This window comes from Candidatus Omnitrophota bacterium, from assembly GCA_018894435.1.
GTDB lineage: Bacteria > Omnitrophota > Gorgyraeia > JAHIPI01 > JAHIPI01 > JAHIPI01.
Map to the genome: position 1 here is coordinate 1 of JAHIPI010000084.1, position 22773 is coordinate 22773.

At 46.1% G+C, this 22773-nt stretch carries 13 protein-coding genes; all 13 read left to right on the top strand.

Annotated elements, in window-relative coordinates:
• Positions 1 to 77 precede the first annotated feature (77 nt).
• Positions 78 to 794, top strand: coding sequence for a type 1 glutamine amidotransferase (locus tag KKI13_07180; GenBank protein ID MBU4488822.1), 717 nt, complete (start codon positions 78 to 80; stop codon positions 792 to 794).
• 165 nt (positions 795 to 959) lie between these two features.
• The gene (locus KKI13_07185) at positions 960 to 2291 is read left to right on the top strand and encodes a glutamine synthetase family protein (GenBank protein MBU4488823.1); all 1332 of its coding nucleotides are present in this window, start codon (positions 960 to 962) and stop codon (positions 2289 to 2291) included.
• 46 nt (positions 2292 to 2337) lie between these two features.
• Positions 2338 to 2613: a hypothetical protein gene (locus tag KKI13_07190; GenBank protein ID MBU4488824.1), complete on the top strand. Its 276-nt coding sequence runs from the start codon at positions 2338 to 2340 to the stop codon at positions 2611 to 2613.
• Entirely contained in the window at positions 2610 to 7160 is a 4551-nt protein-coding gene (gltB, locus tag KKI13_07195; GenBank protein ID MBU4488825.1) for a glutamate synthase large subunit, read from the top strand. The genes KKI13_07190 and gltB overlap by 4 nt, the downstream gene beginning before the upstream one ends.
• Entirely contained in the window at positions 7153 to 8538 is a 1386-nt protein-coding gene (locus KKI13_07200) for a glutamate synthase subunit beta (GenBank protein MBU4488826.1), read from the top strand. The genes gltB and KKI13_07200 overlap by 8 nt, the downstream gene beginning before the upstream one ends.
• Positions 8535 to 11123 carry a PEP/pyruvate-binding domain-containing protein gene (locus tag KKI13_07205; GenBank protein MBU4488827.1) on the top strand — a complete coding sequence of 863 codons (2589 nt, stop codon included), beginning with the start codon at positions 8535 to 8537 and terminating at the stop codon, positions 11121 to 11123. The genes KKI13_07200 and KKI13_07205 overlap by 4 nt, the downstream gene beginning before the upstream one ends.
• A gap of 12 nt (positions 11124 to 11135) precedes the next feature.
• Positions 11136 to 12230, top strand: a complete 1095-nt coding sequence (carA, locus tag KKI13_07210; GenBank protein ID MBU4488828.1) for a glutamine-hydrolyzing carbamoyl-phosphate synthase small subunit — start codon at positions 11136 to 11138, stop codon at positions 12228 to 12230.
• Positions 12223 to 15465 carry a carbamoyl-phosphate synthase large subunit gene (gene carB, locus KKI13_07215; protein ID MBU4488829.1) on the top strand — a complete coding sequence of 1081 codons (3243 nt, stop codon included), beginning with the start codon at positions 12223 to 12225 and terminating at the stop codon, positions 15463 to 15465. Before carA ends, carB begins: the two co-directional genes overlap by 8 nt.
• 16 nt (positions 15466 to 15481) lie before the next feature.
• Positions 15482 to 17077: a CTP synthase gene (locus KKI13_07220; protein MBU4488830.1), complete on the top strand. Its 1596-nt coding sequence runs from the start codon at positions 15482 to 15484 to the stop codon at positions 17075 to 17077.
• A gap of 93 nt (positions 17078 to 17170) precedes the next feature.
• Positions 17171 to 18706, top strand: a complete 1536-nt coding sequence (gene guaA / locus KKI13_07225) for a glutamine-hydrolyzing GMP synthase (GenBank protein MBU4488831.1) — start codon at positions 17171 to 17173, stop codon at positions 18704 to 18706.
• A 1-nt stretch (position 18707) separates the two neighbouring features.
• Positions 18708 to 21569, top strand: a complete 2862-nt coding sequence (purL, locus tag KKI13_07230) for a phosphoribosylformylglycinamidine synthase subunit PurL (protein ID MBU4488832.1) — start codon at positions 18708 to 18710, stop codon at positions 21567 to 21569.
• A 2-nt stretch (positions 21570 to 21571) separates the two neighbouring features.
• Positions 21572 to 22363 carry a phosphoribosylformylglycinamidine synthase I gene (gene purQ, locus KKI13_07235; GenBank protein ID MBU4488833.1) on the top strand — a complete coding sequence of 264 codons (792 nt, stop codon included), beginning with the start codon at positions 21572 to 21574 and terminating at the stop codon, positions 22361 to 22363.
• A 12-nt stretch (positions 22364 to 22375) separates the two neighbouring features.
• On the top strand, positions 22376 to 22773 hold a 398-nt coding region (locus KKI13_07240; protein MBU4488834.1), incomplete at its 3' end, for a glycosyltransferase family 39 protein.

The window sequence follows — 22773 nt, forward strand, 5'->3', positions numbered from 1 at the left end:
CGGCGAAGCTATAGGGTGAAAACAGTAAAGATAGGTTATCAAAAGACTTCTATTTTTACTCCTCACAACATTACGCTATGATTTTTGTCATACAACATGTGGGCATCGAAGGTATAGGTACGCTCGGCGAATTTTTTGGAAGTATCTATAAGGATATCAAGACAGTTGATTTAGAAAGAGGAAACAATCTACCAGGCGGTTTTAAAAATATCGAAGCAATTATAGTCCTCGGCGGACCTATGAATGTGTATGAAGTGGATAAGTACCCGTTTTTGAAAGACGAGGATTTTTTTCTGAAGGCCGCCCTCAAAAATAATATCCCCATTCTGGGTATATGTTTAGGGGCGCAGCTTTTGGCGAAATCGGCGGGCGCCGCAGTTAAAAAGGCATCTAATAGCGAAATCGGTTGGTACGATATTTTTCTTACCGAGGATGGGATTGAAGACGAGCTATTTTACGGCCTTGATAGCACCTTAAAGGTTTTCCAATGGCATGAGGATACGTTTGAAGTGCCAAAAGAAGGAACATTATTAGCAGCTTCCAATATATGCCGCAATCAAGCATTCAAAATAGGCACAAACGCCTACGGGCTGCAGTTTCATATCGAGATTACCGAAGATATGATTAAGGCGTGGACTGGCGAATATCTTGATAATAACGACGCCGCATTGCGAAATAAGGCCGAAAAGATGAGGCAGGATTATATGGCGATAAAAGACGTATTCGATAAACAGGCTAGGAAAGTTTACCTTAATTTCTTGAAACTTATAGAAGGCAATAAATTTAAGATATAATTTCATAAAATAGGTTACCAAAAAGGCCTTATTTTTACTTATATGTATGTAGGTATGGAGTTTGCGCATAGGAGCACAAAGTTTGTGCAAGGCATAACAAAAGAACAAGGGCGTTCTTAAGGGTGTCATACCTTGAGAACGCTTCTTATTTAAAGGAGACCAAAAATGGCAAAGAGAACAAAAGAAGAGATACTGAAGCTGGTAAAAGAGAATGATGTAAAGTTCATCAGATTATGGTTTACGGATGTTATGGGGCAGGTCAAAAGCTTCTCTATAACAAATACAGAGCTGGAAGGCGCACTTGAGAATGGCATGGGTTTTGACGGATCTTCCATAACGGGATATCAGGATATTGAAGAATCTGACATGATAGCCATGCCTGATCCGGATACTTTTGTAATATTGCCCTGGAGGCCCAGGGAGAAGGCCGTAGCAAGGATGATATGCGATATCCTAAACCCGGATAAAACTTCTTATGAGGGTGACCCTCGCCATGTATTGAAAAGGGCACTTGACAGGGCTAAAAAGATGGGTTACGACCACTTCTATCTAGGCCCGGAACTCGAATTCTTCTACTTTAAAAACGATAACGGCACCGAGATCCTTGATAAAGGCGGTTATTTCGATCTCACGACACTGGACGTTGCCAGCGATCTTCGGCGCGAAACAGTATTAGCCCTTGAATCCATGGGCATCCAGATAGAGTATTCACACCATGAAGTGGCGCCCTCCCAGCACGAAGTAGATATGAAGTATAAGGATGCCCTCTTTATGGCTGACAGTGTCATAACATATAGGGTAACGGTAAAAGAGATCGCGAGCAAATTCGGCGTGTATGCCACTTTTATGCCCAAGCCGATCTTCGGGCAGAACGGCTCCGGCATGCATACCCATCAATCGCTTTTCAAGGGCAGCAAGAACGCCTTTTTTGACGCTAAATCCAAAGATAACCTTTCGGATGTTGCGCGTTGTTATATAGCCGGCCTTCTGAAGCACTCCAAGGAGATATGCGCCATATTTGCGCAGACGACCAATTCCTACAAAAGGCTTGTGCCCGGATATGAAGCCCCTGTCTATATAGCATGGAGCAGGAGGAACAGGAGCGCTCTCGTAAGAGTTCCACATTACCATCCCGGAAAGGAGCAGGCGACAAGATGCGAATTCAGGGCTTGCGATCCTGCCTGTAACCCGTATCTGACATTTGCGGCCATGCTTCACGCGGGGCTTGACGGCATTGAGAAGAATTACAAGGTACCCGCGCCGATGGAGCAAAATCTGTACCACCTGACAGATGCCGAAAGAAAAGAAAAGGGCATCGAAACATTGCCGGACTCACTTGGCCAGGCAGTATTGATAGCCGAGAAGAGCGAACTTGTAAGGAAGGTTCTGGGAGATCATATCTTCCCGAGGTTCATAGAGCTGAAGAGGAAAGAATGGGACGATTACAGGATCCAGATCCCTCAGTACGAGCTGGATAAGTACCTTTCGATATTGTAAGTTTTCTTCTAACCAGGTTAGAGTAAAATCTAACCTGGTTAGATATATGGTAAATTTTTTTGCGCAGAGATGCGTAAAATTTAAGCAGGCAAAGATGACTGATAACACGATAGAAAATATAGAAGAGTATTTTTTTACAGCGGACGAAGGCCGCATTTACGATATTGTCATAGACAAAATAGGGCGGCTGCTCATAGAAAAGGCCCTTGAGAAAACGCATGGAAATAGGATTTTAGCGTCAAAAATACTGGGCCTTAATCGTAACACGCTGCATGCGAAGATAAAAAAACTGCACATAGATGTTGATAGGTTTAAATCATGAAATATGACCATTTTCCAAAAAAACAGGGCCTTTATGATCCGCAGTTTGAGCATGATAACTGCGGCGTAGGATTCGTTTGCGATATAAAGGGAAAGAAATCGCACGACATAATAAAAAAAGGAATAAAGGTCCTTAACCGCCTAAGCCATCGCGGCGCCGTGGGAGCCGACCCAGATACCGGAGACGGAGCAGGGATACTTATACAGATTCCGCATAAGTTTCTTCTAAAAGAGTGTTCAAAGCTCAATATAGGGCTTCCTGAGAAAGGTGAATACGGCACCGGCTTCATATTTTTTCCGAGGGATGCGAAGAAACGGGAGGCTTGCATTGAAGTTATCGAGAATGTAGTCAAAAAAGAAAAAGAGGTCCTTTTGGGTTGGCGCGAAGTGCCTCTCGATAATTCTATTATTGGCAAAACCGCTAAAGAGACGGAGCCGGTGATATTTCAGATTTTTATAGGCAGAGGAAACGGCACAAAAGACCAAGGCGATTTTGAGAGAAGGTTATACCTGATAAGGCGGCAGATCGAAAATTCCGTCCGCCAGGCAAACATTATCGGCAAGGCCTTTTTCTATATAACAAACCTCTCCTCGAGGACCATAAGCTATAAAGGGCTTTTGATGCCCCATCAGCTTGACAAGTATTTTCTTGACCTGACGGACCCGGATCTTGAAAGTGCCATTTCGCTTGTGCATTCGCGCTATAGTACCAATACCTTTCCTACATGGGATCTTGCTCAGCCATTTCGCTTCCTCGCGCATAACGGCGAGATAAACACGCTGAGAGGTAATATCAACTGGATGAAGGCGCGGGAAAGGCTGCTTGCGAGCGAACTCTTCGGCCCTGATATAGAAAAGGTAAAACCTGTTATAGTGGCAGGCGGCAGCGACTCTGCCTCTATCGACAATATCTTCGAACTCTTGGTGCTTTCGGGGAGATCCCTACAGCACGCAATGATGATGCTTATACCGGCTGCATGGGAGCACGATAAATCTATGACAAAAGAGCTGCTGGAATTTTACCAGTATCACGCCTGCTTTATGGAGCCGTGGGACGGACCGGCTTCCATAGCATTTACCGACGGGGAAAAGGTGGGGGCAGTACTTGACAGAAACGGCTTACGGCCATCAAGGTACATTGTTACAAAAAACGATCTTTGTGTAATGGCCTCGGAAGTCGGCGTGCTGGATATAGACCCCGCCGATATAAAGCTGTCTGGAAGGCTTGAACCCGGAAAGATGTTTTTTATAGATACTGCGCGCGGTGTGATAGTGGAGGACTCTGAAATAAAAAAAGAAGTATCCGGGAAAAGGCCGTACGGAAAATGGAATAAGGAAAGCTTAGTTCGGCTTGACAATATAATCGGAGTGCCGGAATTGGATAAGGCAATGGAAGACGTGATGGCGCAACTAAAGGCATTCGGTTATACGAGAGAAGATATGAAGATGATAATTAAGCCGATGGCCGAAGAGGGCAAGGAACCCATCGGCTCTATGGGGAACGACACGCCGCATGCATTTTTGTCAAAACGTCCCGAGATGCTCTATGATTATTTTAAACAGCTATTCGCTCAGGTCACCAATCCGCCTATAGACCATATACGCGAAAAGATCGTGATGAGCATAGAGAGTTATGTCGGGTCGGAGAAGAATATACTTGCCGAAACGCCGGGCCACAGCCATAAACTTATAGTCAAAAGCCCGATTCTTGCTGACAGCGAAATTGAAAAGATAGGGACAATAAGCATAAACGGTTTTCGCGCGAAGACGATCTATACATTTTTTAACGTCGCCGACGAAGATGGTTTTGAAAGGGCGCTCGAGAGGATATGTTTTGAGACCGAATACGCCATAGAGAAAGGTTATTCATTTATTATTCTGAGTGACCGGGGTTCGGATAGAGATCATATCGCGCTTCCTGCGCTTTTAGCAGTTGCTTCTGTTCACCATCACCTTGTGAGAAAAACAACGCGTTCCCAGGTGGGGATTATTCTGGAAAGTGCCGAGCCGAGAGAGGTGCATCATTTTGCGCTTTTAATCGGCTACGGCGTGGACTGCATAAATCCTTATCTTGCATACAAGGCGGTGAAGCAGCTTATTAAGGAAAAGGAAATAGATCTCGATATCGAAAAGGCGCTCCGAAACTACAGGGAAGCTATAAACGAAGGCATAATGAAAGTACTGTCCAAGATGGGCATATCTACCCTGCGCAGTTATAGAGGCGCTCAGATATTTGAGGCGCTAGGCCTTAATCATGATGTTATAGACAAATACTTTACGGGTACAGTTTCGCGTATAGGCGGAGTAGACCTGGCCGGGATAAAGGATGAGGCTTATAAAAGGCATAAAGAAGCATATTCTCTATTAGCTGATACAGATTATTTAGCTACAGGTGGGACATATCAATGGAAAAGGGACGGCCAGCATCATCTCTGGAACCCGGATACGATTGCCGCATTACAGGATGCGACGAGGCAAAATGATTACGAAAAATATAAATCTTTTGCGACACTCATAAATAATCAGTCCGCAAATCCCACTACGCTGAGGGGGCTTTTGAAATTCTCCGCCAAAGGCGGATCCGCCTCTGGCGGAAGAAAAAGAAATCCCGTTCCGATTGACGAAGTAGAGAGTGTTGAAGAGATACTAAAAAGATTTGCTACGGGCGCAATGAGTTTTGGCTCTATAAGCAAATTGGCCCACGAGACGATCGCGCTCGCAATGAATAAACTCGGAGCCAGATCGAATACAGGCGAAGGCGGCGAGGACCCGGCGCGTTTTGCAGCGCTCAAAAACGGCGAATCAAAACGAAGCGCCGTAAAACAGGTGGCGTCCGGAAGATTCGGTGTTACTGCTAACTATCTCGTGAATGCAGACGAGATCCAGATAAAAATAGCGCAGGGTGCTAAGCCGGGAGAAGGGGGACAGCTCCCCGGGCACAAAGTGAGCGAGATAATCGCGAAGACCCGCTATACCACGGCCGGCGTGACGCTCATATCGCCTCCTCCGCATCACGATATCTATTCTATAGAAGATCTTGCCGAGCTGATATTTGATCTGAAGAATATCAATCCCGCCTCGCGCATCAGCGTGAAACTCGTTTCGGAAATAGGCGTCGGCACTGTGGCGGCAGGCGTTGCGAAAGGCCACGCCGACATGATCCTGATTTCGGGCGGAGACGGCGGCACAGGGGCATCGCCGAGAAGCTCCATAAGGCACGCAGGCTTACCGTGGGAATTGGGCCTTGCGGAGACGCACCAGACGCTCGTTTTAAATAATCTGCGTTCCCGCGTAAGGTTGCAAACGGACGGACAGATGAGGACAGGAAAGGACGTCGCTATCGCCGCTTTACTCGGAGCCGAAGAATACGGATTTTGTACGGCGGCTTTGATTGTCCTAGGCTGTGTCATGTTAAGGCATTGCAATCTCAATAACTGCTCGGTCGGCATAGCGACTCAGGACGAATTATTGCAGAAGAGATTCAGGGGTAAGCCAGAGCACCTTATGAATTATTTCCGTTTTGTGGCCGAGGAACTGAGAGAGATCATGGCGGGACTGGGTTTCAGGCGCGTGGACGAAATGATAGGCAGGACCGACGCGCTTGAGCTTGATCACGATATAGTGCCGCTTAAAGCGAAGAAAGTGGATTATTCGGCTATTCTTTACAGGCCCGAATCCGACGCAGGTACTTATTGCGCCGGAAAAGCAGCGCCCGGCATATCAAATGTCATAGATTGCGCGCTTATCGAACTTGCTAAGAAGGCCCTCGAGGCGCGCGAATCCGTCAATATAGATATGAAGATAAATAATACAAACAGGGCCGTCGGCGCGATGCTGAGCGGCGAGATATGCAAAAGATACGGCGAGAACGGGCTCTTGGAAGACACGATCCACTGCAAATTTACCGGCGTCGCGGGACAGAGTTTCGGCGCTTTTCTGATAAACGGGGTGACGCTCGAATTGGAAGGCCTCGCGAATGACTATGTCGGAAAAGGCATATCGGGCGGAAAGATCATTATTTATCCAAATAGAAGAGCTGATTATAAGGCGGATGAAAATATCATAATAGGAAATACGGCCTTTTACGGCGCTATCAAAGGAGAGGCGTATATTTCAGGAGTTGCCGGGGAGAGGTTTTCTATAAGGAATTCCGGCCTCTACGCACTTTGTGAAGGCGTGGGCGACCACGGCTGCGAATATATGACCGGCGGGCGCGTAGTGATAATAGGAAAGACAGGAAAAAATTTCGCCGCGGGCATGTCGGGAGGCATCGCCTACGTTTATGACGAAAAAGGCGACTTTAAAAACAGGTGCAATCAGGAGATGGTGTTGCTCGAAAAACTGGAAACCAAGGATAAAGAGACCGTTGAGCGGCTTTTGCGCAATCATCACAGATACACGAAAAGCCGTAAAGCAAAAGCAATTCTGGACTCGCTCGGCTCAGAGATAAAGAAATTTGTAAAGGTAATCCCCGTCGAATACAAACAACTTATGAGGGGTTTTAAGTCCGGAGAGGGTATAGGGCTCACGGAGGTTTTAGATGGGTGATCCAAGAGGCTTCATAAAAGTGAGGAGAGAGGCCACGCAGGACAGGCCGGTCTGCGAGAGGGTAAAGGATTATGCCCATGTGGCTGTTTTGCCGTCCGATAAGCAATCGGAAAAGCAGGCCTCCAGATGCATGGATTGCGGTACGCCGTTTTGCAACTGGGGATGCCCGCTCGGAAATTATATCCCCGAATGGAATGATCTCGTTTTTCACGACCACTGGAAACGCGCCATTCAGCTGCTTTCGGCTACAAACAATATGCCTGAGATCACAGGGAGAGTCTGTCCCGCCCCGTGCGAGTACGCGTGCGTTTTAGGGATAAACGACGATCCGGTCACTATTAAAGAGAATGAGATGGCTATTATTGAATACGCCTTCAAAAAGAATATCATAAAGCCGCGGGCGCCCGTTAAAAGAAGCGGGAAAAAAGTTGCCGTTATAGGCTCCGGGCCGGCCGGCCTTTCCTCGGCGGCTCAACTCAACAGAGCCGGGCATAGCGTTACGGTTTTTGAGAAAGATGACAGGATAGGCGGGATCTTGCGATACGGCATACCGGATTTTAAACTGGAAAAAGGCGTACTCGACAGAAGAATAGATATTTGGAAAAAAGAAGGCGTCAAATTTAAGACAAATGTCGATGTCGGAACGGAATATCCTGTGTCAAAATTATCCGACGGGTTTGATGCTATTGTTGTTACCTGCGGTTCGCGCGTTCCGAGAGACCTCGCCATAGAAGGGCGCGGGCTTCGAGGGATCCATTTTGCAATGGACTATCTCGCGCAGGCGAATAGACTGGCCGCCGGCGATAAGATACCCAAAAAGGACCTTATTGACGCAAAAGGTAAAAAAGTATTGGTAATAGGCGGCGGAGATACTGGCGCCGATTGCATAGGAACGGCGCACCGCCAGGACGCAAGTTGCGTGGTGCAGATAGAAATATTGCCGAGGCCTTCTGAATGCAGGACAGAGGAGTGCCCATGGCCGAAATACCCCATGCTTTTAAAGACGTCTTCTAGCCACGAAGAAGGCGGCGAAAGGAGATGGTCTATAGTCACAAAGAAGTTTGTCGGCCAAAAGGGTTTGGTGAAAAAGGTCCTATGCCGGGAGAATTCCGGCGGCGATTTTGAAATAGAAGCCGATCTTGTCCTTTTGGCCATAGGATTTTTGTATGCCGAACCGAAAGGGCTCGTCGAAGAACTGGGCCTTGAACTGGACAAATGCGGCAATGTAGTTACGAACGCGTCTTTTATGACCTCAGTTAAAAAAGTATTCTGCGCCGGCGATATGAGGCGCGGCCAGTCGCTTGTAGTCTGGGCGATAGACGAAGGCAGAAAAGCCGCTTATAATGTAGACAGATTTTTGACCGGAGAAAAGATATGATAACCACGGGATTGAGAGGGCTTGATGAGGTAATAACGGGTCTCAGAAAGGGCGATAACGTCGTCTGGCAGGTCGAGGATATGAAGGATTATGCCGACTTTGTAGATCCCTTTGTCAAAAGCGCCCTTAGGGACAATAAGAAAATTATTTATATGAGATTTGCTTCCCATAAGCCCCTTTTAGAGGCGAAAGACAAGGTAAAGATATACAAACTTAACGCAAAGAGCGGATTTGAAACCTTTACCACTAATATAAACGGCATAATAACAAAAGAAGGCAGGGGCGCCTACTATGTCTTTGACTGCCTTTCCGATCTTTTGCCTGCGTGGGCTACGGACCTCATGATAGGTAATTTTTTTATGGTAACATGCCCCTATCTGTATGAACTTGATACCGTAACCTATTTTGCGATACTCCGCGATAAACACTCTTTTAAGACCATAGCAAGAATCAGGGAGACCACGCAGCTACTCATAGATGTTTACCGCTGCGAAGGCGCCTCTTATGTTCACCCGCTTAAAGTGTGGAACCGTTATACGCGGACGATGTTTTTGCCTCACACAAAAGACGATGATAAGTTTATACCTCTGACCGATAGCGCGGATGCGGCAAAGTTCCTGTCTCACATAACGGCGAAAAAAGCGGAGGAAGCAAAGCGAAACCTTGACTACTGGGACCTCTTATTTCTTGAAGCGGAAGAGCTTATACGCAACAACGCCCCCAAAGAGAAGAAAAATAAGATGTTCGATCTTTTATCCGGAATAATGGTAACGCGAGACAAAAAGATAGCATCACTCGTAAAAAATAACTTGACGCTTGAAAACCTGCTGGTGTTAAAAACGAGACTGATAGGGACCGGTTTTATCGGCGGCAAGGCCGCGGGAATGCTCCTTGCGCGCAAAATGCTCCTTAAGGATAGATCTTTTGATTGGGCGAAGATATCCGAAGAACACGATTCCTTTTATATCGGCGCGGACGTCTTCTATACATATATAGTCCAGAACGGCTGGTGGAAACTGCGCATGGAGCAAAAGACCGAGGAGGGGTATTTTGAAATAGCGCGCGTACTGAAAGATAAGATGCTTTTCGGCAAATTTCCCGAGGAGCTGATGGAACAGTTCCAGCAAATGATAGAATATTTCGGCACTTCTCCTATTATCGTCCGCTCTTCGAGCCTTCTCGAGGATGGTTTTGGTAACGCCTTTGCGGGCAAATACGAGAGCATATTCTGCCCGAATCAGGGCACTCCGGAAGAACGCTACATCAAATTTGCTGAGGCCGTAAAGAGGATCTATTCAAGTGCGATGGGAGAAGAGGCGCTGAATTACCGGTTGCAGCGGGGCCTTCATAAAAGGGATGAACAGATGGCGCTTCTGGTGCAAAGAGTATCGGGCTCTTATCATAAAAACTACTTTTTCCCGGATATCGCCGGGGTAGGCATATCTTATAACACGTATGTATGGAATGAAAAGATGGACGCAAAAGCCGGCATGGTGCGGCTTGTAGCCGGGCTCGGCACAAGAGCGGTAAACAGGGTCGAGGGCGATTATGCGAGAATAGTCGCGCTGGACCAGCCGCTTCTGAGGCCTTATTCCGATATCAACGACATAAGAAAGTTTTCCCAGCATGAAGTGGATTTAATAGATGTTAAAGAAAATAGTTTCAAATCCGTTTCTTTTTTGGACCTCTTGTCCGAAAAAACCGGTTTGAGGCTGGATGAAATCGCCCTAAAAGATGAAGAGATAACCGCGCAGATGGCCGAAAGGGGCGTAGAGGACAAGGAATACAGCATATTGACTTTTGACAACCTTGTATCCAAAAGATCTTTTATAACTATACTGAAAAAGATACTCAAAATACTGGAAAGTAATTATAAATATCCGGTCGACATAGAATTCACGATAAATTTTAACAAGAATTCTGCCAAGGGCGCCAGATTTAAGATAAACCTGCTCCAGTGCAGGCCCTTGCAGACGCGTGGGCTGGGGAAGAAAGTGGATATTCCCGAAAGAATAGCGGCTGACAAAGTATTATTTGAGGCAGAAAGCCATTTTCTCGGAGGTAATATATCGCAGCCGATAAAGCGCCTTATATATATAAAACCCGAGAAATATTTGGAGCTTGGACAGCAGGATAAGTACGAAATAGCCAGAATCGTAGGGAGGCTGAACAAGCTGATAGCCAATAAGGACCAAATGCCGACCGTACTTTTAGGCCCGGGGCGATGGGGGACTTCAACGCCGTCGCTTGGCGTTCCGGTATCATTCTTTGAAATAAACAAGATGAGCGTCCTTTCCGAAGTAGCTTTTGAAGGAGGCAACCTTTTGCCGGAACTCTCTTTTGGCACGCATTTTTTCCAGGATCTGGTGGAAAGCAACATATTTTATGTGGCGCTTTTTCCGCGCGAAGGAAAAGAGAGTTTCAATAAAGAAATGCTCGAGCATTCCAGAAATTTACTGGCGGATCTTCTGCCCGAAAGCTCAAAGTATAGCGGGGTAGTAGGAGTTTATGACCTCAGCGATAAAGAGATGAGATTGATGGCCGACGTAGTTTCCCAAAAAGCGATATGTTTTTCCGATAAGTAACGGAAGGTAGATATGGAAAATAAGAAAAAGGCTAAGATAGCGCTTGAAGACGGCACCGTCTTTGAAGGGACCTCTTTCGGGGTCTCCGGAGAAAAAGACGGCGAGGCCGTATTCAATACGAGCATGACCGGCTACCAGGAAGTTATTACCGACCCATCCTATAAAGGCCAGATAGTTATTATGACATATCCTTTAATCGGCAATTACGGAGTCAATGACGAAGATGCAGAATCGAGAAAACCGTTTTTAGAGGCGTTTGTTGTTAAAGAGTTGAGCAAAATAGCCAGTAACTGGCGATCCAAGAAGAGCCTCGATCAATACCTTAAGGAAAACGGCATATTGGGCATAGAAGGCATTGATACGCGGGCCCTCACAAAACATATCAGGCTCAAGGGCGCCATGAAAGCGGTCGTTTCGACAGAGGAGATGGACGATAAAAGACTACTGAATAAAGCAAAGGCATCGCCCGGGCTCGTTGGGAGAGACCTTGTGAAGGAAGTGATAGAACCGGACACTAGGTATTGGAATAAGGACGGTAAATACAAAGTTGTGGTCATAGACTGCGGCGCCAAATTTAATATATTAAGAGAGCTGGCAAAAAGAGATTGCCTTGTAACAATCGTCCCCGCAAATGCAACGGCCGGAAATATTCTGAAATTAAAACCGGACGGCGTGCTTTTATCAAACGGCCCCGGCGATCCCGCGGCTGTTAAATACCTTATTTCTACTGTAAAAGATCTATTGGGGAAGATACCCATGTTTGGCATATGTCTGGGCCAGCAGATATTAGGATTGGCGATGGGCGGAAAAACATACAAATTGAAATTCGGCCACCATGGTGCAAATCACCCGGTTAAAGATCTGAAGACAGGCGCTATATCCATAACTTCCCAGAACCATGGATTTTCGGTTGATATGGATTCACTTTCGAGCGATGAAGTGGAAGTCACTCATATAAATCTTAATGACAATACACCGGAGGGAATGCGACATAAGAGGTTTCCTGTATTTTCAGTGCAGTTTCACCCGGAGGCCTCACCTGGGCCGCATGACGCCGGTTATTTGTTTGATGAGTTCATTGCTATGATGAAAGGAAAAGATGCCTAAGAGAACCGACATAAGTAAAATCTTAATAATAGGCTCGGGCCCTATAATCATAAGCCAAGCGTGCGAGTTTGATTATTCCGGCACGCAGGCGTGCAAGGCCATTAGAGAAGAGGGCTATAAGGTGGTCCTCGTCAATTCCAACCCCGCGACGATTATGACCGACCCAGAAATAGCCGACGCTACCTACATAGAGCCGATTACGCCTGAAATAGTAGAGAAGATAATAGAGCGGGAGCGGCCCGACGCGCTCTTGCCGACTTTGGGCGGCCAGACAGGGCTTAATACGGCCATGAAACTCGCGGAAAAAGGCGTTTTGGAAAAATACGGCGTAAAAATGATTGGCGCAGACCAGAGAGCCATAAAGAAAGCGGAAGACAGGAATGAGTTTAAGAAGGCTATGCAGAAAATAGGCCTCGATTTGCCTCAAAGCGCCCTTGCCTATAACATGAAAGAAGCAAAAGACGCGCTTAAAAAGATAGGGCTCCCGCTTATTATACGTCCGAGTTTCACTTTGGGCGGAACGGGCGGAGGTATAGCTGCTACAGAAAAAGAATTTGAAGAGATAGCCGAACGAGGCATGAAGAACAGCATGATGAACGAGATTTTAATCGAAGAATCTATAGTCGGCTGGAAAGAATACGAACTGGAGGTCATGAGGGATTCAAAGGATAATGTAGTAATAGTCTGCTCCATAGAGAATTTTGACCCCATGGGCATACATACGGGCGATTCTATAACCGTTGCGCCGGCGCAAACGCTTAGCGATAAGGAATATCAAGCGATGAGAGACGCCGCTATCCGGATTATAAGGGAGATAGGCGTTGAGACAGGCGGCTCAAATATACAATTTGCCGTAAATCCTAAAGACGGCAGGATGGTAGTGATAGAGATGAACCCGAGAGTCTCTAGAAGCTCTGCGCTCGCAAGCAAGGCGACGGGTTTTCCCATAGCGAAATTTGCTGCGAAGCTGGCAGTCGGATATACCCTTGATGAGATAAGAAACGATATTACAAAAGAGACGCCGGCGTCTTTCGAGCCGACAATCGACTATTGCGTCGTAAAGATCCCGAGATTTACATTTGAAAAGTTTCCAGAGGCCGAGGATATCCTGGGTATTTCCATGAAGTCTGTCGGTGAGACAATGGCTATAGGAAGGACCTTCAAAGAGGCGCTTCAAAAAGGGTTGAGAGGGCTTGAGGTGGGACACAATGGCCTTGATAATAAGAAGGATTATAAACAAATACCACATGACAAGCTTTTAAAGCGGTTAAAGGAACCTAATGCTTCCAGAATATTCTATATAAAGTATGCCCTCCAAAAGGGTATGACCACAAAGGAGGTATCGGATATAACCAAGATAGATCCCTGGTTTATAAAAAATATAGAAGAGATAGTAGAGCTGGAAAAGGTCCTATCCTCCGCGGTTTCGCACAAAAAAGGTCGTTCGCTTGATTCTGCATTACTGCTTAGGGCGAAACAATATGGATTCGGCGATAAGCAGATAGGCGAACTTGTAGAAAAAGACGAGCTGACCATAAGGGAGCATAGAAAAAGCTGCGGCATAGAGGCGACCTATAAGCTTGTCGATACTTGTGCCGCCGAATTTGAGGCGTACACTCCGTATTATTACTCCACCTATGAATCAGAGGACGAGACAAGAAAGACGAAGAAAAAAAAGATTATGATACTGGGAGGCGGGCCGAATAGGATAGGGCAGGGCATAGAATTCGATTATTGCTGCTGCCACGCTTCATTTGCATTAAAAGAACTCGGATACGAAACGATAATGGTCAATTCAAACCCGGAGACCGTCTCAACCGACTACGATACATCCGATAAATTATACTTTGAACCGCTTACCTTCGAGGATGTAATGAACATAGTGGATAAAGAAAAGCCATCGGGAGTAATAGTGCAATTCGGCGGCCAGACGCCGCTTAATCTAGCAAGAGCCCTTAAAGATGCAGGCGTTCCTATCATAGGTACAAGCGTGGAATCCATAGATATAGCCGAAGACAGGGAAAAATTTGCCAAGCTGATAAGGAGGCTTAAGATCAACCAGCCCGCAAACGGCTCAGCCCTTTCAAAGGAGGAAGCCAAAAAGATCGCGAAAAGGATAGGCTATCCGGTCCTTGTAAGGCCGTCATACGTTTTGGGCGGCCGGGCCATGAGGATAATCTATGATGAAGAGTCGCTCGATGATTTTATGAAAGAGGCAAAAGATGTATCGCCGGAAAAGCCGGTACTTATAGATAAATTTTTGGATGATGCTTGCGAAATAGACGTTGACGCCATATCAGATGGATCCCTTACAGTGATAGGCGGCATAATGGAGCACATAGAAGAGGCCGGGATACATTCGGGCGATTCGGCATGTGTCCTTCCGCCGCATACATTAAGCGATGAAATAATAGCCACTGTTAAAAAGTATACATATGCCATTTCAAAAGAACTGAAAGTGAAAGGGCTTATAAATATACAGTTTGCCATAAAGAATGATATGGTATATGTCCTTGAAGTAAACCCGAGGGCGTCAAGGACCATTCCCTTTGTAAGCAAGGCAACGGGTATTCCCTTAGCAAAACTTGCCGCAAAAGTCATGGCAGGGAAGACCTTGAAGGAACTCGAATTTACGAGAGAAGTTGAGGTCTCCCATATCTCTGTGAAAGAGTCAGTGCTTCCTTTTTCAAGGTTCTCGGGGGTTGATATAATACTGGGGCCTGAGATGAAATCGACGGGAGAGGTCATGGGGATCGGCAGTTCTTTCGGGGTGGCATTTTACAAGTCACAGCTTGCGGCAAATCAGGCGCTACCCCAAAATGGCAAGGTATTTATAAGCGTGAGGAATGATGATAAGCGCGACATAGTCTTTATCGCAAAAAAGCTGTGCGATATGGGTTTTGAAATCATCGCGACTAAAGGAACTGGCAAGGTCCTTAAGTCGAACGATATAAGAACAGAGATAGTCGGTAAAATAGAGGAAGGCGATAAGAAGATACTGGACCTCATGGCCAAAGGGGAGATAAAGCTGATAATTAATACTCCTTCAGGCAGAAGCGGCCACTCGGACATGAAGTCGATAAGATCACTCGCGGTCGCAAACGGCATTTCCTGCATAACGACCATTCAGGGCGCTCAAGCGGCGGTCAATGGGATAGAGTCTGCGTCAAGAAGCGAAATCTCCGTAACGCCTATTCAGGAATATATTAGCGCAATTGCCGCGAAAAATATATAAATTAAAGGGGAAAAACATGCCAAAATACATTTTTGTAACGGGGGGAGTAGTATCAAGCCTGGGCAAGGGTATCGCATCCGCTTCAATAGGCAAACTTTTGGAGTCGAGGGGCTTAAAAGTATCGCTTATAAAATGCGACCCTTATATAAATGTCGATCCTGGTACAATGAATCCTTATCAGCATGGAGAGGTGTATGTGCTTGACGACGGCGCCGAAACCGACCTTGACCTTGGCCATTACGAACGTTTTACGAATGCAAAGTTGACAAGCAATAATAATATAACTACCGGTAAAATCTATTATTCGGTCATAACCAAAGAAAGAAGGGGCGATTATCTGGGTAATACCATCCAGATAATTCCGCACATAACAGATGAAATAAAAAATAGTATAAAGAAAGTTGCCAAAGAGCAGCCTGTGGATGTGGTTATAGTAGAAATAGGCGGTACGGTAGGCGATATAGAAAGCCTGCCTTTTCTTGAAGCGATAAGGCAACTCAGGCTCGAAGTGGGGAGGGAGTACGCCGTTAATATACATGTGACGCTTGTTCCTTATATAAGGTCCGCCGGCGAGATAAAGACAAAGCCGACGCAGCATAGCGTGGGAACGCTGCGCGAAATCGGCATAATACCCGATATTATTATATGCAGGACAGAAAAACACATTCCCGAAGAAGCAAAAGAGAAGATAGCGCTATTCACGAACGTAGACAAAGAAGCGGTTATACAGGCTATTGACGTGGAGAGTATTTATGAAGTGCCCGTTTTCTTCAAGATACAAGGGCTTGATAAGCTTATATTGAAACTCCTTAACCTTAAATGCCCCGAAGGCGATTTAACAGCGTGGGAAGATAAGGTGTTGAATAAGCTGAAATACCCCGCGAAAGAACTTACGATAGCCGTAGTAGGAAAGTATATAACGCTCCAGGATGCGTATAAATCTATATATGAGGCGTTGATACACGGAGGTATTGCGAACAACGCGAAACTTATAATAAGGCGCATAGACAGCGAGGATATAGAGAAAGACGGCGCCCAAAAGCATCTTAAGGGAATAAACGGCATCCTCGTCCCCGGCGGATTTGGCCACAGAGGCATAGAAGGAAAGATCAAAGCGATACAATATGCAAGAGAAAACAGCATTCCTTATTTGGGATTATGCCTGGGAGTACAGACCGCCATTATAGAATTTGCAAGGAACGTCTGCGGAATGAAAGGCGCGAATTCCAGCGAATTTAACAAAAACACAAAATACCCCGTAATAAGCCTGCTCGAAGAGCAGAAATCCGTAAAGGCTAAAGGCGCTACAATGCGTTTAGGCACTTATGAATGTACGCTGAAAAAGGGCACTCAAGCATATCAGGCGTATAAGAAGGCCAAAGTCCACGAACGCCACAGGCACAGATATGAATTCAACAACAAATACCGTGATATTATGCAGAAATACGGCATGGTATTTTCGGGTATAAATGCCAAAAGAGACCTCGTGGAAATAGTGGAGATTAAAACGCACCCCTGGTTTGTGGCATGCCAGTTCCACCCCGAGTTTAAATCAAAGCCCGATGCGGCACACCCCCTGTTCTCCGCTTTTATAAAAGCCGCTATGAAATAGTAGGGAACGTTCACGACCATTCCCTACTTGATATTGGCCTGCCTATTTGGTATAATCAAAACCTAATTAACCATATTGCATAGGTGGAATCAAATGGATACAATCATCATCATAGACCTGGGTTCACAATATAATCAACTTATAGCCAGACGCGTAAGGGAAAACAGCGTCTTTTGCCGAATTGTGTCGCCAAAGATTACGATATCGGAGATAAAGAAGATTGCACCTAAGGGGCTTATTCTATCCGGCGGTCCGGCAAGCGTATACGAAAAGGGAGCGCCCCGCCCGGATAAAGCCATGTTTTCATTAGGTATCCCCATACTGGGGATCTGTTACGGCATGCAGCTTATGGCGAAAGTTTACGGCGGTAAAGTTAGCCGAGCGCATAAAAGGGAATACGGCCATGCCAGGCTTATCATCGATTCGCATAAAACCCTTTTCCGCGGATTGCCTAAGAGTCTTGCCTCATGGATGAGTCACGGGGACCATATAAAACACCTTCCCAAAGATTTTAAACGCGTAGCGCATACCGCCAATACGGCCATTGCCGCCATGTCTTCGGACGCCAGAAAGTTGTACGGAGTGCAGTTCCACCCGGAAGTGGCGCATACCGAAAAAGGCGGCCTCATAATAAAAAATTTCGTGAAAGAGATCTGCGGCTCGCGCCCATCGTGGGATATGAAGTCGTTCATAAAGGATTCCGTTGCAAAAGTAAGAAAAAATGTCGGCAAAACAAGAGTTGTTTTGGGCTTAAGCGGCGGCGTTGATTCGTCCGTAACCGCCGTACTTCTTCACAAGGCGATTGGAAGAAATCTTACGTGCATATTTGTCGATAACGGCCTTTTACGCAAAGGTGAGCGGGAACGAGTAACGGAACTTTTCAGGAGAAATTTCAACTTAAATCTGAAAGTGATCGACGCCAGAAAAAGATTTTTGAGCGCCCTAAAAGGAGTGACCGATCCGGAAAAAAAGAGAAAGATAATAGGGGGAGAATTTATAAAAGTATTTGAAAAAGAGGCGCGCAGAATAAAGAGAGTCAAATTTCTGGCGCAGGGCACGCTTTATCCTGACCTCATAGAGTCGCAATCCGCATTCGGAGGGCCGAGCGCTACCATTAAGACGCACCATAATGTCGGCGGGTTACCCAAAAAGATGCGCTTAAAGCTTATAGAGCCGCTGAAATACCTTTTTAAAGACGAAGTGCGCCGGCTTGGCGAAGAGCTTAGGATGCCGCATTCCGCAGTATGGCGTCAGCCTTTTCCCGGACCCGGGCTTGCTGTCCGCATAGTGGGAGAGGTAACGGAAGAGCGCCTGCGCATGCTCAAAGAGGCGGATTATAGGCTGATGGACATAATAAAGAAAAAAGGTCTTTATAACAAATTATGGCAGTCATTCGCGGTTTTATTGCCGATTAAGTCGGTGGGCGTTATGGGCGACCAGAGGACCTACGAGAATGCTATTGCTGTCAGGGCGGTTACAAGTACGGATGGTATGACCGCAAATTGGGCGCATATTTCGCACGAAATATTAGCGGAGATATCAAACGGAATAATAAACGAAGTTAAAGGCGTCAACAGGGTAGTTTATGATATCAGCTCGAAGCCGCCGTCGACGATAGAGTGGGAGTAAAATGGCCTGGGTTATAGAAGTATTGAACAAACAGGGAATATTTGACGCTGTCGGCCATGATGTAAAAAAGGGCATACAAGATTTAGGCGTAAAGGGCGTCAGAGATGTCAGTTTTAGCCAGATCTACAGGATATACGGCAAAATAGATTCGAAAGCCGCCGAAAAAATAGCGCGAGAACTTCTTATAGATAAAATCAGCGAAGAATGCAGAATAAACGCTTCCCCGGAAAAGGGAAAGGGTATCCATGTCGTCGAGATAGCTTATAATGCCGGGGTTATGGATCCCGTAGAAGAAAGTACTTTAAAAGGCATAAACGATTTGGGAATAAAAGGCGCAGAGGGAGTTCACACCGCCAAAAGGTATATAATAAAAGGCGCGGTACATCCTGAAAAAGTGCGCTTCATTGCAGATAAGCTTCTTTATAATAAAACCGTCCAACATATAGTCAAAAAAGACCTCTCGGAAATATCCCTTGAAAGGCCTTCCTATAAATTTAAGTTTACCAAAATAGAAATCCTGAATAAAAGTAAAGTGGCCCTTCGCGATATAAGCAGAAAAGGGCAGTTATTCTTGAATGCCGAAGAGATGGTAGCCATACAGAGTTATTTCAAGAAAATAGGCCGTAATCCTACCGATGTGGAATTGGAATCCCTTGCCCAGACCTGGTCAGAACACTGCAAGCACAAGACGTTCAGAGGGAAGATAGAGTACGACGGCAAAGTTATAAATAATCTCCTTAAAGAGACGATAATGAAGGTGACGGAAGAACTCGATAAAGACTGGTGCGTCTCTGTCTTTAAAGATAATTCCGGTATTATAAGATTTGACGATGACTATGATGTTTGCTTCAAAGTCGAAACACATAACCATCCTTCGGCTATAGAGCCTTATGGCGGAGCGGGCACAGGCATGGGAGGCGTTATAAGGGATCCGCTGGGCACAGGATTAGGGGCGAAACCTATCGCAAATACCGACATATTTTGTTTTGGGCCGCCGGATTATTCTGCGCGCAAACTGCCAAAAGGTGTTTTACATCCGAAGCGAGTAATGAAAGGGGTTGTAAGCGGCGTAAGGGATTACGGAAACAGAATGGGCATACCGACATGTAACGGCGCAGTACTTTTTGACGAAAAGTACATCGGAAACCCTCTTGTCTATTGCGGCAATGTGGGATTGATACCGAAAGATATGGCAACAAAAAAAGTCGACGACGGCGATCTTATACTTTTGGTCGGCGGGAAGACCGGCAGAGATGGCATACACGGCGCGACATTTTCATCCGGAGAACTGCACGCAAAGTCGGAAGAGATGTCGGGCGGCGCCGTCCAGATAGGCAACGCTATTGCAGAAAAGAAGATGACAGATGCAATACTCAAAGCGCGTGACAAGAAGCTTTACAAGGCCATAACAGACTGCGGCGCAGGCGGGCTTTCGAGCGCTGTCGGCGAAATGGGCGAAGAGACCGGCGCTGAAGTATGTCTTGAAAAGGTCCCGCTAAAATACCATGGCCTGTCTTACTGCGAGATATGGATATCTGAGGCGCAGGAGAGGATGGTCCTCGCGGTTTCGCCGGAGAATATAGACGAGATAAAAGATGTCTTCGAGATGGAAAACGTCGAAGCTACGGTGATAGGAAAATTTACAAGCGACAAAAGACTGCGTCTTTTCTATTCCGGCGGCAAAGTAGCGGATATTGACATGGACTTTTTACATAACGGCCTTCCTGACACAAAGAGAAAGGCCGTGTGGAAAAGGCCTTCCTACAAAGACATGAATTTCAAATCGCCTTCGAATCTCTCGCCGCATCTTTTGAAGATACTTTCCAGCTGGAACGTCTGCAGTAAGGAGTGGGTAATACGCCAGTATGACCATGAAGTGCAGGGTGCGAGCGTCCTTAAGCCGCTCGTAGGCGAAGAAAATGACGGCCCCGGCGACAGCGCGGCGCTGAGGCCCGTTTTAGGTTCGGATAAAGGTATTATATTGTCATGCGGAATAAATCCTCGATACGGTTTTATAGACCCGTATTGGATGGCGGCATCAAACATAGACGAGGCGCTAAGACAGATTATATCTTGCGGCGGAGACCTTGGGAGAGTGGCCATCCTCGATAATTTTTGCTGGGGCAATACTGACAGGCCGGAGACGTTAGGTACGTTAGTGCGCGCCGCGTATGGATGCTATGCAATAGCTAAAGCATATGGCGTTCCTTTTATTTCGGGTAAAGACAGCCTCAATAATGAATACAAAGCAGGGAGAAAAAGCATATCTATCCCCGGCACGCTTCTCATATCAGCTATCGCGGTAATAAATGATGTGAATAAGCTGTTAAGTATGGATGCGAAAGAGGCCGGAGATTTGGTATATATAGCGGGTATTACCAAGAACGAACTGGGTGGATCGCATTATCTCATGTTAAAAGGCCTCGTAGGCAACGGCGTTCCAGAAGTAGACCCGGGCAAGGCAAAAGTTCTCATGGAAAGGTTGAGCCGAGCCAGCAATAAAGGGCTCATACGGGCTATGCACGATTGTTCGGAAGGCGGCCTTGCGGTAGCGGCGGCAGAGATGGCCTTTAGCGGCGGTTTCGGCATGGAGATAGATATCAAAAAAGTGCCTTGTAAGGATAAGTGCATGCGGGATGACGTAATATTATTTTCGGAATCTAACAGCAGGTTTATTGTAGAAGTTCCCGGAAAGAATAAAGAAGAATTCGAGTCGCTTCTCAATGGATCGGATTTTGGCCTCATCGGCGAAGTGAAAAAATCGAAGGCCTTTAGGGTCAAGGGCCTCTCGGGTAAAACAGTAATAGAAGAAGATATCGGCAAATTAAAAACGGCCTGGCAAAAACCATTTTCTAAGTGGTGAACATGAAAAATGTAAAAGTCGCTATTTTAAGGACAGCGGGGACAAATTGCGATAACGAAACGGCGTTCGCATTTTTACGGGCCGGCGCAGAATCGGACCTGATACACATAAATGAATTCGCGAAAAAAAGAAAACGACTTTCCGATTATCATATATTAGCGCTTCCGGGCGGGTTTACGTACGGCGATGACATCGCAAGCGGCAAAATATTGGCGAATGAAATAAAGTATAAGATGCGCGCGGATATGGAAAGATTTATATCTGACGGAAAACTCATAGTAGGCATATGCAACGGATTTCAGATATTGGTAAAAATGGGGCTTCTTCCCGCTTTAGGGGGAAGAAAATGGGAAATGGATGTTACCTTGAATCTCAACGATTCTGCCAAATTTGAAGATAGATGGTGTTATCTTAAGAACGCGGAGAAAAATAATTGCGTGTGGACTAAAGGCTTACCGCAGATTATATATCTGCCGGTTGCGCATGGCGAAGGCAAGTTTATTCCGAAGGACAACTCCGTGCTGAATAAATTGAAGCAAAATCATCAGATAGTCCTTCGATATTGCGCTAAAAGAGGTGGGAAGGCCGTCTATCCCGACAACCCAAATGGTTCGGTTGATGACATAGCGGCCATATCTGATTCCACTGGGAGGGTCCTTGGCATGATGCCTCATCCGGAAAGATATGTCGTGACCACTCAGCATCCCAGATGGACAAGAGAAAGACCTACGAAAGAGGGTGACGGTGCGGCTATTTTCAGAAACGGCGTTGATTTTGTGAAAGCCAATTTATAGGAGAATCAGTCTTTGAAAAAATCGGATACATCGGTAAAAATTTTACTCTTCATCATCTGCGCGGTAATTTTTATGTACCATCTCGGCAGCGCTCTTCCCATTATTGAAAGCGAAAAGTTCTATTACCAGAGCGTAAAAGAGATGTTCGCCAGGCACGACTGGATCACGCCTTATTACCAGGGGCAGTTCCGCTTTCAGAAGCCCATACTTTTTTACTGGCTTGTGAGCCTCTCGTACCTTGTTTTCGGCGTCACAAATTTCGGAGTCCGTTTTCCTTCGGCGCTTTTCGGGGTATTAAGCGTTATTTTTACTTTCAATATAGGCCGGAAGCTTTTTGACAGAAAGACTGGGCTCGCTGCCGCAGGCATACTTGCGACGACGCTTATATTTTTCATGTATTCAAGATACGC

Coding starts and splice junctions, on each gene's coding strand:
- KKI13_07180 (MBU4488822.1), top strand. CDS start 78: ATGATTTTTGTCATACAACATGTGGGCATCGAAGGTATAGGTACGCTC.
- KKI13_07185 (MBU4488823.1), top strand. CDS start 960: ATGGCAAAGAGAACAAAAGAAGAGATACTGAAGCTGGTAAAAGAGAAT.
- KKI13_07190 (MBU4488824.1), top strand. CDS start 2,338: ATGGTAAATTTTTTTGCGCAGAGATGCGTAAAATTTAAGCAGGCAAAG.
- gltB (MBU4488825.1), top strand. CDS start 2,610: ATGAAATATGACCATTTTCCAAAAAAACAGGGCCTTTATGATCCGCAG.
- KKI13_07200 (MBU4488826.1), top strand. CDS start 7,153: ATGGGTGATCCAAGAGGCTTCATAAAAGTGAGGAGAGAGGCCACGCAG.
- KKI13_07205 (MBU4488827.1), top strand. CDS start 8,535: ATGATAACCACGGGATTGAGAGGGCTTGATGAGGTAATAACGGGTCTC.
- carA (MBU4488828.1), top strand. CDS start 11,136: ATGGAAAATAAGAAAAAGGCTAAGATAGCGCTTGAAGACGGCACCGTC.
- carB (MBU4488829.1), top strand. CDS start 12,223: ATGCCTAAGAGAACCGACATAAGTAAAATCTTAATAATAGGCTCGGGC.
- KKI13_07220 (MBU4488830.1), top strand. CDS start 15,482: ATGCCAAAATACATTTTTGTAACGGGGGGAGTAGTATCAAGCCTGGGC.
- guaA (MBU4488831.1), top strand. CDS start 17,171: ATGGATACAATCATCATCATAGACCTGGGTTCACAATATAATCAACTT.
- purL (MBU4488832.1), top strand. CDS start 18,708: ATGGCCTGGGTTATAGAAGTATTGAACAAACAGGGAATATTTGACGCT.
- purQ (MBU4488833.1), top strand. CDS start 21,572: ATGAAAAATGTAAAAGTCGCTATTTTAAGGACAGCGGGGACAAATTGC.